This is a genomic window from Streptomyces mangrovi (assembly GCF_900114215.1).
Lineage (GTDB): Bacteria > Actinomycetota > Actinomycetes > Streptomycetales > Streptomycetaceae > Streptomyces > Streptomyces barkulensis.
Genome location: NZ_FOSG01000025.1, coordinates 64,026 through 77,578, shown reverse-complemented (window position 1 = coordinate 77,578; position 13,553 = coordinate 64,026). Strand labels below are relative to the sequence as shown.

At 71.5% G+C, this 13,553-nt stretch carries 10 protein-coding genes; all 10 read right to left on the bottom strand.

All coding sequences use genetic code 11. The features are described from left to right. Positions 1-315 precede the first annotated feature (315 nt). Genes nuoN through nuoE form a run of 10 tightly spaced genes read right to left on the bottom strand, consistent with a single transcriptional unit; the run spans position 316 to position 13,536 of the window. Positions 316-1,950, bottom strand: coding sequence for an NADH-quinone oxidoreductase subunit NuoN (gene nuoN / locus BM237_RS25535; protein ID WP_093852091.1), 1,635 nt, complete (start codon positions 1,948-1,950; stop codon positions 316-318). After that, positions 1,947-3,545, bottom strand: coding sequence for an NADH-quinone oxidoreductase subunit M (locus BM237_RS25530; RefSeq protein ID WP_093852090.1), 1,599 nt, complete (start codon positions 3,543-3,545; stop codon positions 1,947-1,949). Before BM237_RS25530 ends, nuoN begins: the two co-directional genes overlap by 4 nt. 4 nt (positions 3,546-3,549) lie before the next feature. Further along, positions 3,550-5,496: an NADH-quinone oxidoreductase subunit L gene (gene nuoL / locus BM237_RS25525; RefSeq protein WP_093852089.1), complete on the bottom strand. Its 1,947-nt coding sequence runs from the start codon at positions 5,494-5,496 to the stop codon at positions 3,550-3,552. A gap of 13 nt (positions 5,497-5,509) precedes the next feature. Then, a complete protein-coding gene (nuoK, locus tag BM237_RS25520) occupies positions 5,510-5,809 on the bottom strand; it encodes an NADH-quinone oxidoreductase subunit NuoK (RefSeq protein ID WP_093660472.1) in 300 nt (99 codons plus the stop codon). Next, the gene (locus BM237_RS25515) at positions 5,806-6,774 is read right to left on the bottom strand and encodes an NADH-quinone oxidoreductase subunit J (RefSeq protein ID WP_093852088.1); all 969 of its coding nucleotides are present in this window, start codon (positions 6,772-6,774) and stop codon (positions 5,806-5,808) included. Before BM237_RS25515 ends, nuoK begins: the two co-directional genes overlap by 4 nt. After that, positions 6,771-7,397, bottom strand: a complete 627-nt coding sequence (gene nuoI / locus BM237_RS25510) for an NADH-quinone oxidoreductase subunit NuoI (protein WP_093852087.1) — start codon at positions 7,395-7,397, stop codon at positions 6,771-6,773. Before nuoI ends, BM237_RS25515 begins: the two co-directional genes overlap by 4 nt. After that, positions 7,390-8,802 (bottom strand): NADH-quinone oxidoreductase subunit NuoH, encoded by a 1,413-nt coding sequence (gene nuoH, locus BM237_RS25505; protein WP_093852086.1) that lies wholly within the window; start codon positions 8,800-8,802, stop codon positions 7,390-7,392. The genes nuoI and nuoH overlap by 8 nt, the downstream gene beginning before the upstream one ends. Next, a complete protein-coding gene (locus tag BM237_RS25500) occupies positions 8,802-11,363 on the bottom strand; it encodes an NADH-quinone oxidoreductase subunit G (protein WP_093852085.1) in 2,562 nt (853 codons plus the stop codon). The genes nuoH and BM237_RS25500 overlap by 1 nt, the downstream gene beginning before the upstream one ends. Next, positions 11,360-12,700, bottom strand: a complete 1,341-nt coding sequence (nuoF, locus tag BM237_RS25495; protein ID WP_093852084.1) for an NADH-quinone oxidoreductase subunit NuoF — start codon at positions 12,698-12,700, stop codon at positions 11,360-11,362. Before nuoF ends, BM237_RS25500 begins: the two co-directional genes overlap by 4 nt. Then, positions 12,700-13,536 (bottom strand): NADH-quinone oxidoreductase subunit NuoE, encoded by an 837-nt coding sequence (gene nuoE, locus BM237_RS25490; protein WP_093852083.1) that lies wholly within the window; start codon positions 13,534-13,536, stop codon positions 12,700-12,702. The genes nuoF and nuoE overlap by 1 nt, the downstream gene beginning before the upstream one ends. Positions 13,537-13,553: the final 17 nt, after the last annotated feature.

Here is a 13,553-nt window from a genome sequence, read left to right as displayed (position 1 = left end):
ACCGTCATCTGGGAGTCGGGCACCACCGACACCTTCACCAAGGTGGAGGTCCCCGAGGTCTCCACCGAGATCCCCGAGATCGGCGACCTGCCCAGCGACCTGCCCAGCGGTCTGGAGTTCCCCACCGAGTGAGCGCGCCCGAGGAGCGGGCCCCCTCATGCGACGCCCCTCACCAACGCCCCGCATACGGCGCCCCGCATACGGCGCCCCGCATACGGCGCCCCGCATACGGCGCCCCGCATACGGCGCCCCGCATACGGCGGCCGCCCGGCACGGATGCCGGGCGGCCGCCGTATGCGCCGTCGTACGGGCGTCTCAGCGGGCGAACACCCCCGCCTGGGAGGCGAGGTCCAGGAAGTACTGCGGGGCCACGCCCAGCACCAGGGTGACCGCCACACCGACGGCGATCGCCGTGGTGGTCAGCGGGCTCGGCACCGCGACCGACGGCCCCTCCACCTTCGGCTCGCTGAAGAACATCAGGACGATGACGCGGATGTAGAAGAACGCCGCGATGGCCGAGGCGATCACGCCCACGACCACCAGCGCCCCCGCGCCGCCCTCCGCCGCCGCCTTGAATACCGCGAACTTGCCCGCGAACCCGGAGGTCAGCGGGATACCCGCGAAGGCCAGCAGGAAGACCGCGAAGACCGCGGCCACCAGCGGGGAGCGGCGCCCCAGACCGGCCCACTTGGACAGGTGCGTGGCCTCGCCGCCCGCGTCCCGCACCAGCGTCACCACGGCGAAGGCGCCGAGCGTGACGAAGGAGTAGGCCGCCAGGTAGAACAGCACCGACGAGATGCCGGAGGGCGTCGCCGCGACCACACCGGCGAGGATGAAGCCCGCGTGCGCGATCGAGGAGTACGCCAGCAGCCGTTTGACGTCGGTCTGGGTGATGGCGATGACCGCGCCGGCCAGCATCGACACGATCGCCACGCCCCACATCACCGGCCGCCAGTCCCAGGTGAGCCCCGGCAGCACGACGTACAGCAGCCGCAGCAGGGCGCCGAAGGCGGCGACCTTGGTGGCGGCGGCCATGAAGCCGGTCACGGGGGTCGGGGCGCCCTGGTAGACGTCCGGCGTCCACATGTGGAACGGCACGGCGCCGACCTTGAACAGCAGGCCCATCACCAGCAGCGCGCCGCCGATGAGCAGCAGTACGTCGTTGCCCGTCGTCCCGGCGAGCGCCTCGGTCGTGCCTCGGTTGGTGTCCGCGACCACCGAGGCGATCTCCGCGTACTTCACGCTGCCCGCGTAGCCGTACAGCAGGGCGATGCCGAAGAGCAGGAAGGCGGAGGAGAAGGCGCCCAGCAGGAAGTACTTGAGCGCGGCCTCCTGCGACATCAGCCGCTTGCGGCGGGCCAGCGCGCACAGCACGTACAGCGGCAGCGAGAAGACCTCCAGCGCGATGAAGAGCGTCAGCAGGTCGTTGGCGGCCGGGAAGACCAGCATGCCGCCGACCGCGAAGAGCAGCAGCGGATAGACCTCGGTGGTGGTGAACCCGGCCCGCACCGCCGCCTTCTCGCCCTCGCCGCCGGGCACGGCCGCGCCCTCGGCGGCGAAGGAGTCCACATGCCTGCCGTGCGCCCGCGGGTCGAGCCTGCGCTCGGCGAAGGTGAGCAGCGCGACCAGCGAGACCAGCAGGATCACGCCCTGCAGGAAGAGCGCCGGTCCGTCGACGGCGAGGGCGCCCATGGCGATCAGCCCCGCCTCGGTGGTGGCCCTCCCGGCCGCGGCCAGTCCGACGACGGCCGCGAAGGCCGACGCCAGGGCCAGGCCCGCCAGCAGCGCCTGGGCGGTGTACCGCGCCCGGCGCGGCAGGAACGCCTCGAACAGGACGCCGACGACGGCGGCGCCGATGACGATCAGCACCGGGGCGAGTTGCCCGTACTCGATGTCGGGCGCGGGGATCAGCTCCTGCGCCCGCAGGGTGAGTTCCGTGGTGGTGCTCACTTGGCGGCCTCCACCTCAGGATCGGGGTCGGTCTTCTGCACGTCCGAGAGGGTGTGCTCGACCGCCGGGTTGACGATGTCCGTCAGCGGCTTGGGGAAGACGCCGAGGAGGACCAGCAGGGCGATCAGCGGTGCCACCACCGCCAGTTCGCGCTTCCTCAGGTCGGGCATGCGCTCGACCTCGGGCCTGACCGGCCCGGTCATGGTGCGCTGGTAGAGCACCAGCACGTACAGCGCGGCCAGGACGATGCCGAACGTGGCGACGATCCCGGCGGCCGGATAGCGGGTGAACGTGCCCACCAGCACCAGGAACTCGCTGACGAACGGCGCGAGCCCCGGCAGCGACAGGGTGGCGAGTCCACCGATCAGGAAGGTGCCGGCCAGCACCGGGGCGACCTTCTGCACCCCGCCGTAGTCGGCGATGAGCCGGGAGCCGCGTCGCGAGATCAGGAAGCCGGCGACCAGCATCAGGGCGGCGGTGGAGATCCCGTGGTTGACCATGTAGAGCGTCGCGCCGCCCTGGCCCTGGCTGGTCATCGCGAAGATGCCCAGGATGATGAAGCCGAAGTGGGAGATCGACGCATACGCGATCAGCCGCTTGATGTCGCGCTGTCCGATGGCGAGCAGGGCGCCGTAGATGATGCTGACCAGCGCCAGCACCAGCACCACCGGGGTGGCCCAGGCGCTGGCCTCGGGGAAGAGCCCGAGGCAGAAGCGGAGCATCGCGAAGGTGCCGACCTTGTCGACGACCGCCGTGATGAGGACCGCGACCGGTGCGGTGGACTCGCCCATGGCGTTGGGCAGCCAGGTGTGCAGCGGCCACAGCGGCGCCTTGACCGCGAAGGCGAGGAAGAAGCCGAGGAACAGCAGCCGCTCGGTGTTCTGTGCCATCGTCAGCTCGCCGGAGGCGCGGGCCTCGACGATCGCCCGGAGGGAGAAGGTGCCCTCGCCCAGCTGGTCGGCGGTGACGGCGTACAGGCCGATCACCGCGGCCAGCATGATCAGGCCGCCGGCGAGGTTGTAGAGCAGGAACTTCACGGCCGCGTAGGAGCGCTGCTTGGCCGCCTCCGCCTCGTCGCGGGCGCCCGCCCGGTCCCCGAAGCCCCCGATGAGGAAGTACATCGGGATGAGCATGGCCTCGAAGAAGACGTAGAAGAGGAAGACGTCCGTGGCCGCGAAGGAGATGACCACCATCGCCTCGACGGCCAGGATCAGCGCGAAGAAGCCCTGGGTGGGCCGCCACCGGCGGCCTGGTGCCGCCTCTTCTTCCACGGGGTCGGCGTCGTGCCAGCCCGCCAGGACGACGAACGGGATCAGCAGGGCGGTCAGGGCGATCAGGGCGACCCCGATGCCGTCCACGCCCAGTTCGTAGCGGACGCCGAAGTCGGCGATCCACGTGTGCGACTCGGTCAGTTGGTAGCGGTCGCCGCCGGGGTCGAAGCGGAAGGCCACGACCGCGGCGAGGACCAGGGTGGCCAGGGAGACGGCCAGCGCCAGCCACTTGGCGGCGGTGCGCCGGGCCGCGGGTACGGCGGCGGTGGCGACCGCGCCGATCGCGGGCAGCGCGGCCACCGCCGTCAGCAGGGGAAATGACATGGGATCAGACCGCCCTCATCAGCAGGGTCGCGGCGACCAGGACCGCCGCACCGCCGAGCATCGAGACCGCGTAACTGCGGGCGTAACCGTTCTGGATCCGCCGCGACCGGCCGGACAGGCCGCCGACCGCCGCGGCGGTGCCGTTGACGGCGCCGTCGACGACCTTGTGGTCGAGGTAGACCAGGCCGCGGGTGAGGTACTCGCCGGGCTTGACCAGTACCACGTGGTTGAAGTCGTCCTGGAGCAGGTCGCGGCGCGCGGCCCGGGTGAGGAGCGAGCCGCGCGGGGCGAGAGCGGGCACGGGCTTGCGCCCGTACTGCAGCCAGGCGGCGCCGACACCGATGAGCAGGGCCACGACCGTGGCCGCGGTGACGGTGAGCGCGCTGACCGGCGGGTGGCCGTGCTCGAAGGGGACGACCGGCTCCAGCCAGTGGACGAACGCCTCGCCCCAGCTGAACAGACCGCCGGCGAAGACCGATCCGAAGGCCAGGACGATCATCGGGACCGTCATCGACTTCGGGGACTCGTGCGGGTGCGGCACCTCGTACTCGCCCCCGGTCTCGGCGGCCGGCTCCACGCTCGGCTCCTTCGGCGACGGAGTGGGGGCATTGCGCCAGCGCTCCTCGCCGAAGAACGTCATCAGCATCACGCGCGTCATGTAGAACGCGGTGATGGCCGCGCCCAGCAGGGCCGCGCCGCCCAGGATCCAGCCCTCGGTGCCGCCCTTGGCGAAGGCCGCCTCGATGATCTTGTCCTTGGAGAAGAAGCCGGACAGACCGGGGAAGCCGATGATCGCCAGGTAGCCCAGCCCGAAGGTGGCGAAGGTGATGGGCATGTACTTGCGCAGGCCGCCGTAGCGGCGCATGTCCACCTCGTCGTTCATGCCGTGCATCACCGAGCCGGCGCCGAGGAAGAGCCCGGCCTTGAAGAAGCCGTGGGTGACCAGGTGCATGATCGCGAAGGCGTAGCCGATCGGGCCGAGGCCCGCGGCCAGCACCATGTAGCCGATCTGCGACATCGTCGAGCCCGCCAGGGCCTTCTTGATGTCGTCCTTGGCGCAACCGACGATCGCACCGAACAGCAGCGTGACCGCGCCGACGGTGACCACCGCGGTCTGTGCGGCGGGCGCGGCGTCGAAGATCGCGCCGGAGCGGACGATCAGGTAGACGCCGGCGGTGACCATCGTGGCGGCGTGGATGAGGGCGGAGACCGGGGTCGGGCCCTCCATCGCGTCGCCCAGCCAGGACTGGAGCGGCACCTGGGCGGACTTGCCGCAGGCCGCCAGCAGCAGCATCAGGCCGATGGCCGTCGCCGTGCCCTCGCTCGTCCCGCCCACCGACTCCAGCACCGGGGAGAAGGCGAAGGTGCCGAACGTGGTGAACATGATCATGATGGCGATGGACAGGCCGATGTCGCCGACGCGGTTGACGATGAACGCCTTCTTCGCCGCCGTCGCCGCGCTGGGCTTGTGCTGCCAGAAGCCGATCAGCAGGTACGAGGCGAGGCCCACGCCCTCCCACCCGGCGTACAGCAGCAGGTAGTTGTCGGCGAGGACGAGCAGGAGCATCGCCGCGAGGAACAGGTTCAGGTAGCCGAAGAAGCGGCGCCGCCGCTCGTCGTGCTCCATGTAGCCGATCGAGTAGACGTGGATGAGCGTGCCCACGCCGGTGATCAGCAGGACGAAGGTCATCGACAGCTGGTCGAGCCGGAAGGCCACGTCGGCCTGGAAGCCGCCGACCGGGATCCAGCTGAAGACGTGCTGGCTCAGGGTGCGGTCCTCGGCCTCGCGGCCGAGCATGTCGGCGAAGAGCACCGCGCCGAGGAGGAAGGACGCGGCGGCCAGCGCCGTGCCGATCCAGTGGCCGGTGCGGTCCAGCCTCCGGCCGCCGCACAGCAGCACCGCCGCGCCCAGCAGCGGCGCCGCGACGAGCAGTCCGATCAAAGTCTCCACTGTTCGCTACCCCTTACAGCTTCATCAGACTGGCGTCGTCGACCGAGGCCGAGTGGCGGGAGCGGAAGATCGTCACGATGATCGCCAGCCCGACCACGACCTCGGCGGCGGCGACGACCATCGTGAAGAACGCGATGATCTGGCCGTCGAGGTTGCCGTGCAGCCGGGAGAAGGCGACGAGCGCGAGGTTGGCCGCGTTCAGCATCAGCTCGACGCTCATGAACACGACGATCGCGTTGCGCCGCAGCAGTACCCCGCTGGCCCCGATGGTGAACAGCAGCGCGGCCAGATAGAGGTAGTTGACCGGGTTCACTTGGCGGCCTCCCTGTCACGGTCTGCGTCGCGGTCCCCGTCACGGTCTGTGTCACGGTCGCGGTCCGCGGCCGGGGAATCGTCCGAGACGTCCTTGCGTACGTCCGCCGCGTCGCGTACGTCCCGGCCGCCGCCCTCGCCCGGGCCGCCGCGGGCGGCGCTCTCGTCCCGGCCCAGGTAGTCCTCGGTGCGCCGCTCCAGCGCCGCGAGGTCGGACAGGGACTTGCGGGAGACGTCCCGGACCTGGCCGCGGGAGCGCAGCGTCTGGCTGACGGTGAGCTCGGAAGGCGTGCCGTCCGGCAGCAGGCCGGGGATGTCCACGGCGTTGTGCCGGGCGTACACGCCGGGCGCGGGCAGCGGCGGGAGGTGCTTGCCCTCGCGGACGCGCTTCTCGGCCATCTCGCGCTGGGTGTCGCGGCGCTCGGTGCGCTCGCGGTGGGTGAGCACCATGGCGGCGACGGCCGCGGTGACCAGGAGCGCGCCGGTGATCTCGAAGGCGAACACGTAGTCGGTGAAGATCGACCGGGCCAGGCCCTGGACGTTTCCGCCCGCGTTGGCCTCCGCCAGACCGGTGAAGGTGCCGACGGAGGCGTTGCCGATGCCGCCGACCAGCAGGATGCCGAAGCCGAGCCCGCACAGGACCGCCATCCAGCGCTGTCCCCTGATGGTCTCCTTCAGCGAGTCGGCGGCGGTGACGCCGACGAGCATCAGCACGAACAGGAAGAGCATCATGACCGCGCCGGTGTAGACGACGATCTGCACGATGCCCAGGAAGTAGGCGCCGTTGGCCAGGTAGAACACGGCCAGGACGATCATCGTCCCGGCCAGGCAGAGCGCCGAGTGCACCGACCGCTTCATCAGCACGGTCCCGAGCGCGCCCAGCACCGCGACGGTGCCCAGGATCCAGAACTGCACCGCCTCGCCGGTGGAGGTGGCGGAGGCGGCCGCCAGCAGGGTGCCGTTCACTTCTCGCTCACCGCCTCGGAGGCCGGCTCGTCGGGGCCGAAGGTGTCGGCGGCGGCCTGCGGAGCCTCGTTCTTCGGGTTCTTCGAGTGGGCCTCCTGCCGGACCGTTCCCGGAGCGGCCTCGGTGACCAGTCCCCGGTAGTAGTCCTTCTCGGTCATGCCCGGGAAGATCGCGTGCGGGGTGTCGACCATGCCCTCCTCCAGCCCGGCGAGCAGCTCCTCCTTGGTGTAGATGAGCGACTCGCGGCTCCGGTCGGCCAGTTCGTACTCGTTGGTCATGGTCAGTGCCCGGGTGGGGCACGCCTCGACGCACAGGCCGCACAGGATGCAGCGCAGGTAGTTGATCTGGTAGACGCGCCCGTAGCGCTCACCGGGCGAGTAGCGCTCCTCGTCGGTGTTGTCCGCGCCCTCCACGTAGATCGCGTCGGCCGGGCAGGCCCAGGCGCACAGCTCGCAGCCGACGCACTTCTCCAGCCCGTCCGGGTGCCGGTTGAGCTGGTGCCGGCCGTGGAAGCGCGGCGCGGTGGGCTTCTTCTGCTCGGGGTACTGCTCGGTGAGCCGCTTCTTGAACATGGCCTTGAAGGTCACGCCGAAGCCGGCCACCGGGTTCTCGAACTCAGGCATCGTCGGCCTCCCTGGCCTTGCCGGTCTCGCTGGACTCGCCGTCCGCGCCGGCCCCCACACCCGCGGTCTCCCGCTCGCGGCGCGGTCGCCGGCGCGGTACGGGCGGCAGGGTCTGTCCCGGCAGCGGCGGTACGGGGTAGCCGCCCGCCATCGGGTCGAAGGTCTCGTCTCCGGCCGTCTTCCCGGCCTCCTCCCCCTCCTTCTCCCCGGCGCGCTCGCCGCGCGCGCGGACGGCGTCGTAGACGAAGGACAGCAGGAGCAGCACCAGCGCCGCGCCGGCGACCCAGAGCACGATGTCGCCGAAGGCGTAGCCCTCGTTGCGCAGCGCCCGCACGGTGGCCACCAGCATCAGCCAGGCCAGCGAGACGGGGATGAGGACCTTCCACCCCAGCCTCATGAACTGGTCGTAGCGCACGCGCGGGAGCGTGCCGCGCAGCCAGACGAAGAGGAACAGCAGCAGGTTCACCTTGACGACGAACCACAGCAGCGGCCACCAGCCGTGGTTGGCGCCCTCCCAGTAGGTGCTGATCGGCGCCGGGGCGCGCCAGCCGCCCAGGAAGAGAGTGACCGCCAGGGCCGAGACCGTGACCATGTGGATGTACTCGGCGAGCATGAAGAACGCGAACTTGATCGACGAGTACTCGGTGTTGAAGCCGCCGACCAGGTCGCCCTCGGACTCGGGCATGTCGAAGGGCGCGCGGTGCGCCTCACCGACCATCGCCACCATGTAGATGAGGAACGACACCGGCAGCAGCAGCGCGAACCAGGTGTCGGCCTGCGCCCCGACGATCGTCGAGGTGGACATCGACCCGGAGTAGAGGAAGACCGCCGCGAAGCTCAGGCCCATGGCGACCTCGTAGGAGATCACCTGGGCCGTGGCGCGCACACCGCCCAGCAGCGGGTAGGTGGAGCCCGAGGACCAGCCGGCCAGCACCGTGCCGTAGGCGGCGATGGAGGCAGTGGCCAGGATGTACAGGATCGCCACCGGCAGGTCGGTGAGCTGCATCGCGGTACGGGTGCCGAAGATCGACACCTCGTTGCCGGGCGGGCCGAAGGGGATCACCGCGATGGCCATGAAGGCGGGGATCGCGCCGATGATGGGGGCCAGGATGTAGACGGCCTTGTCGGCCGCCTTGACGTTGACGTCCTCCTTCAGCATCAGCTTGACGCCGTCGGCCAGCGACTGGAGCATCCCCCAGGGGCCGTGCCGGTTGGGGCCGACGCGCAGCTGCATCCAGGCGACGACCTTGCGCTCCATGACGATGGAGATCAGCACGGTCAGCATCAGGAAGGCGAAGCAGAACACCGCCTTGAGGCCGATCAGCCACCAGGGATCGGTGCCGAACATCGACAGGTCCTCCTCGGCGAGGACCGTCGTTCCCGTGGCCAGGACGGACGGGCTCATCACGCCTCCACCCCCTTCGTCTCCTCCGGGCCCCGGGCGGCCGGGGCGGCCGCGGTGGTCTCGGTGGTCGCAGCGGTCGCAGTGGCCGCCGACAGCTTCACGAGCCGGCCGGGCACGGTGCCCAGGTCGCCGGGGACGCCGGACCCCGTGGAGTTCAGCGGCAGCCAGACCACGCGGTCGGGCATCTCGGTGATCTCCAGCGGCAGGGTGACCGTCCCGGCCGGGCCGGTCACGGTCAGCGCCTCGCCGCCCGCGACCTCGACCTCGGCGGCCGTGGCGGCCGACAGCCGGGCGACGGCGGCGTGCCGGGTGCCGACCAGCGCCTCGTCGCCGTCCTGGAGTCGACCCCGGTCGAGCAGCAGCCGGTGGCCTGCGAGCACGGCCTCGCCCGCGGCGGGCCGCGGGACCTGCCGGGTGCCGGCCTCCGGCGCGTCCGCGCGGGGGCCGTCCCAGACGCCCAGGCGCCGCATCTCGGCGCGGACGGTGCGTACGTCCGGCAGTCCGAGGTGGACGTCGAGGGCGTCGGCGAGCATGTGCAGCACGCGGTGGTCGGACTGGACGAGCCGGCGGGTCATCTGGTCGGGCTTGATGGCGGCCTCGAACGGCCGCGAGCGGCCCTCCCAGTTGAGGAAGGAGCCGGCCTTCTCCACGACCGCGGCGACGGGCAGGACCACGTCGGCCCGCTCGGTGACCTCCGAGGGCCGCTGCTCCAGGCTGACGACGAACCCGGCCTCGTCCAGCGCCCTGCGGGCCAGCTCCGGGTCGGGCAGGTCGGCGACCTCCACGCCCCCGACCAGCAGGGCCGCGAGTTCGCCGTTCGCGGCGGCCTCGACGATCCGGCCGGTGTCGCGGCCGAAGCGGACCGGCAGCTGCGCCACGCCCCAGACGGCGGCCGTCTCGGCGCGGGCGTCCGGGTCGGTGGCGGGGCGTCCGCCGGGCAGCAGCGTCGGGAGCGCTCCGGCCTCGACCGCGCCCCGCTCGCCGGCCCGGCGCGGGATCCACACCAGGCGGGCACCGGTGGCGGTGGCCGTCCGCAGGGCGGCGGTGAACCCGCCGGGCACGGCGGCCAGCCGTTCCCCGGCGATGATCACCGATCCCTCGGCACGCAGCGCCTCGGCGGCCTTCTGCCCGGTCTCGTCGAGCCCGACGCCGCCGGCCAGCGCGTCCAGCCACTCGTTCTCGGTGTGCGGGGCGGCCGGCAGCAGGGTGCCGCCGGCCTTCTCCAGCCCGCGGGTGGCGTGGGTGGCCAGGGAGAAGACGCGCTGCCCGTGCTTGCGGTACGCCTTGCGCAGCCGCAGGAAGACGCCCGGGGCCTCCTCCTCGGACTCGAAGCCGACCAGCAGCACGGCCGGGGCCTTCTCCAGCGCGGAGTGGGTCACGCCGTTTCCGTCGGCGTCCAGTCCGCGTCCGGCGACGTGGGAGGCGAGGAAGTCGGCCTCCTCGGTGCTGTGGACGCGGGCGCGGAAGTCGATGTCGTTGGTGTCGAGGGCGACCCGCGCGAACTTGGCGTACGCGTAGGCGTCCTCGACCGTCAGCCGTCCGCCGGCGAGGACGCCGGTACGGCCGCGGGCCGCCGCCAGTCCCCTGGCCGCGGCGTCCAGCGCCTCGGGCCAGCTCGCGGGCTCCAGCTCACCGGTTTCGGCGTTGCGCAGCAGCGGGTGGGTGAGCCTGTCGCGCTGCTGGGCGTAGCGGAAGGCGAAGCGGCCCTTGTCGCAGATCCACTCCTCGTTGACCTCCGGGTCGTCGGCGGCCAGCCGCCGCATGACCTTGCCGCGCCGGTGGTCGGTGCGGGTGGCGCAGCCCGTGGAGCAGTGCTCGCACACGCTCGGCGAGGAGATCAGGTCGAAGGGGCGGGAACGGAACCGGTAGGCGGCCGAGGTGAGCGCGCCGACCGGGCAGATCTGGATGGTGTTGCCGGAGAAGTAGGACTCGAAGGGCGGTCCCTCACCGGTGCCGACCTGCTGCAGGGCGCCGCGCTCCAGCATCTCGATCATCGGGTCGCCCGCGATCTGGTTGGAGAAGCGGGTGCAGCGGGCGCACAGCACGCAGCGCTCGCGGTCCAGCAGCACCTGCGTCGACAGCGGCACGGGCTTGGCGAAGGTGCGCTTGCGGCCGTCGAAGCGGCTGTCGGCCTGCCCGTGGGACATGGCCTGGTTCTGCAGCGGGCACTCGCCGCCCTTGTCGCAGACCGGGCAGTCCAGCGGGTGGTTGATGAGCAGCAGCTCCATCACGCCCCGCTGGGCCTTCTCGGCCACCGGTGAGGTCAGGTGCGTCCTGACGACCATGCCGTCGGTGCAGGTGATCGTGCAGGAGGCCATGGGCTTGCGCTGGCCCTCGACCTCGACGATGCACTGGCGGCAGGCCCCGGCCGGGTCCAGCAGGGGGTGGTCACAGAAACGCGGGATCTCGATGCCGATCAGTTCGGCGGCACGGATGACCAGGGTGCCCTTGGGCACGCTGACCTCGATGCCGTCGATCGTCAGCGTCACCGCGTCCTCGGGAGCCTTGGGCGGCTCGGCCTCTCCGCCTCCGGAGGCCTTGGCGTCGGTGGTGACGGTCACGCGTTCACCTCCAGGTGTGCGGTCCTGTCGTCGGCCCACAGGGTCGACTTGGCCGGGTCGAAGGGGCAGCCCCGCCCGGTGACGTGCTGTTCGTACTCCTCGCGGAAGTACTTCAGGGAGGAGAAGATCGGGCTGGCGGCGCCGTCGCCGAGGGCGCAGAAGGCCTTGCCGTTGATGTTGTCGGCGATGTCGGCGATCTTGTCGAGGTCGGACATGGCCGCCTTGCCTGCCTCGATGTCGCGCATGAGCTGGACGAGCCAGTACGTGCCCTCGCGGCAGGGGGTGCACTTGCCGCAGGACTCGTGGGCGTAGAACTCCGTCCAGCGGGTCACCGCGCGGACCACGCAGGTGGTCTCGTCGAAGCACTGGAGCGCCTTGGTGCCCAGCATCGAGCCCGCGGCGCCGACGCCCTCGTAGTCCAGGGGTACGTCGAGGTGCTCGTCGGTCAGCAGCGGGGTCGAGGAGCCGCCCGGGGTCCAGAACTTCAGCCGGTGGCCGGGGCGCATGCCGCCGCTCATCTCCAGCAGCTGGCGCAGCGTGATGCCCAGCGGCGCCTCGTACTGGCCGGGGGCGGCGACGTGGCCGCTGAGGGAGTACAGCGTGAAGCCCGGGGACTTCTCGCTGCCCATCGTGCGGAACCACTCCTTGCCCCGGTTCATGATCGCGGGAACCGAGGCGATGGACTCGACGTTGTTGACGACGGTGGGGCACGCGTACAGGCCCGCGACGGCCGGGAAGGGGGGGCGCAGCCTGGGCTGGCCGCGCCGGCCCTCCAGAGAGTCCAGCAGGGCGGTCTCCTCGCCGCAGATGTACGCGCCGGCGCCCGCGTGCACGGTGATGTCCACGTCCAGGCCGGAGCCGAGGACGTCCTTGCCGAGGTAGCCGGCCTCGTAGGCCTGGCGCACTGCGGTGTGCAGGCGCCGCAGCACGGGGACGACCTCGCCGCGCAGGTAGATGAAGGCGTGGTTGGAACGGATCGCGTGGCAGGCGATCACGATGCCCTCGATCAGCGCGTGCGGGTTGGCGAAGAGCAGGGGGATGTCCTTGCAGGTGCCCGGCTCGGACTCGTCGGCGTTGACCACCAGGTAGTGCGGCTTGCCGTCGCCCTGGGGAATGAACTGCCACTTCATGCCGGTGGGGAAGCCCGCGCCGCCGCGGCCGCGCAGACCGGAGTCCTTGACGTAGGCGATGACGTCGTCGGGTTCCATCGCCAGGGCCTTGCGCAGGCCCTCGTAGCCCTCGTGCGCCCGGTAGGTGTCCAGCGTCCAGGACGTCGGGTCGTCCCAGAAGGCCGAGAGCACCGGGGCCAGCAGCTTCTCCGCTGATTCGGCGGTCATCACTTGCCCTCCTTCGCCACCGGGCCGGCCGGGTTGTCGGGGTCGGAGGCGGCCGTCTTGCGTGGCGCGTCGTGGGAGCTGGGGTGGGGCTGGGGCGCCTCGCCGGTCTCGGTGACGGGCTGCCCGGCCGACGCGGGCCCCTCCCCGCCGCGCGGCGAGACCACCCTCGGCCCGGCCTTCTCGCCCTTGGCCAGCTTCAGTCCGGCCAGCGAGGCCTCCCCCGCGCTGCCGCTCGCCTCGACGGCGCCGGGCCGCTCGTCGGGGAATCCGGCGAGGATGCGGGCGGTCTCCTTGAAGGTGCACAGCGGGGCGCCGCGGGTGGGCCGCACCTCGCGCCCGGCGCGCAGGTCGTCCACGAGCTTCCTGGCGCTCTCGGGCGTCTGGTTGTCGAAGAACTCCCAGTTGACCATCACCACGGGGGCGAAGTCGCAGGCCGCGTTGCACTCGATGTGCTCCAGCGTCACCTTGCCGTCCTCGGTGGTCTCGTCGTTGCCGACGCCGAGGTGTTCCTGGAGCGACTCGAAGATGGCGTCGCCGCCCATCACCGCGCACAGGGTGTTGGTGCACACCCCCACCTGGTAGTCGCCCGAGGGCTTGCGCCGGTACATGGTGTAGAAGGTGGCCACCGCCGTGACCTCGGCCGTGGTCAGGTCGAGCAGCTCGGCGCAGAACCGCAGCCCGGTGGGGGTGACGTGCCCCTCCTCGGACTGCACCAGGTGCAGCATCGGCAGCAGCGCGGAGCGGCTGCCGGGGTAGCGGGCGATGATCTCCCTCGCGTCCGCCTCCAGCCGGGCGCGGACGTCGGCCGGGTAGTCGGGAGCGGGGAGCTGGGGCATCCCGAGCGATACGTCTG

Excerpts from the sequence above, each read along its gene's own strand:
- nuoE (WP_093852083.1), bottom strand. The coding sequence starts at position 13,536 with ATGCCCCAGCTCCCCGCTCCCGACTACCCGGCCGACGTCCGCGCCCGG.
- nuoH (WP_093852086.1), bottom strand. The coding sequence starts at position 8,802 with ATGAGCCCGTCCGTCCTGGCCACGGGAACGACGGTCCTCGCCGAGGAG.
- nuoI (WP_093852087.1), bottom strand. The coding sequence starts at position 7,397 with ATGCCTGAGTTCGAGAACCCGGTGGCCGGCTTCGGCGTGACCTTCAAG.
- nuoF (WP_093852084.1), bottom strand. The coding sequence starts at position 12,700 with ATGACCGCCGAATCAGCGGAGAAGCTGCTGGCCCCGGTGCTCTCGGCC.
- BM237_RS25530 (WP_093852090.1), bottom strand. The coding sequence starts at position 3,545 with ATGTCATTTCCCCTGCTGACGGCGGTGGCCGCGCTGCCCGCGATCGGC.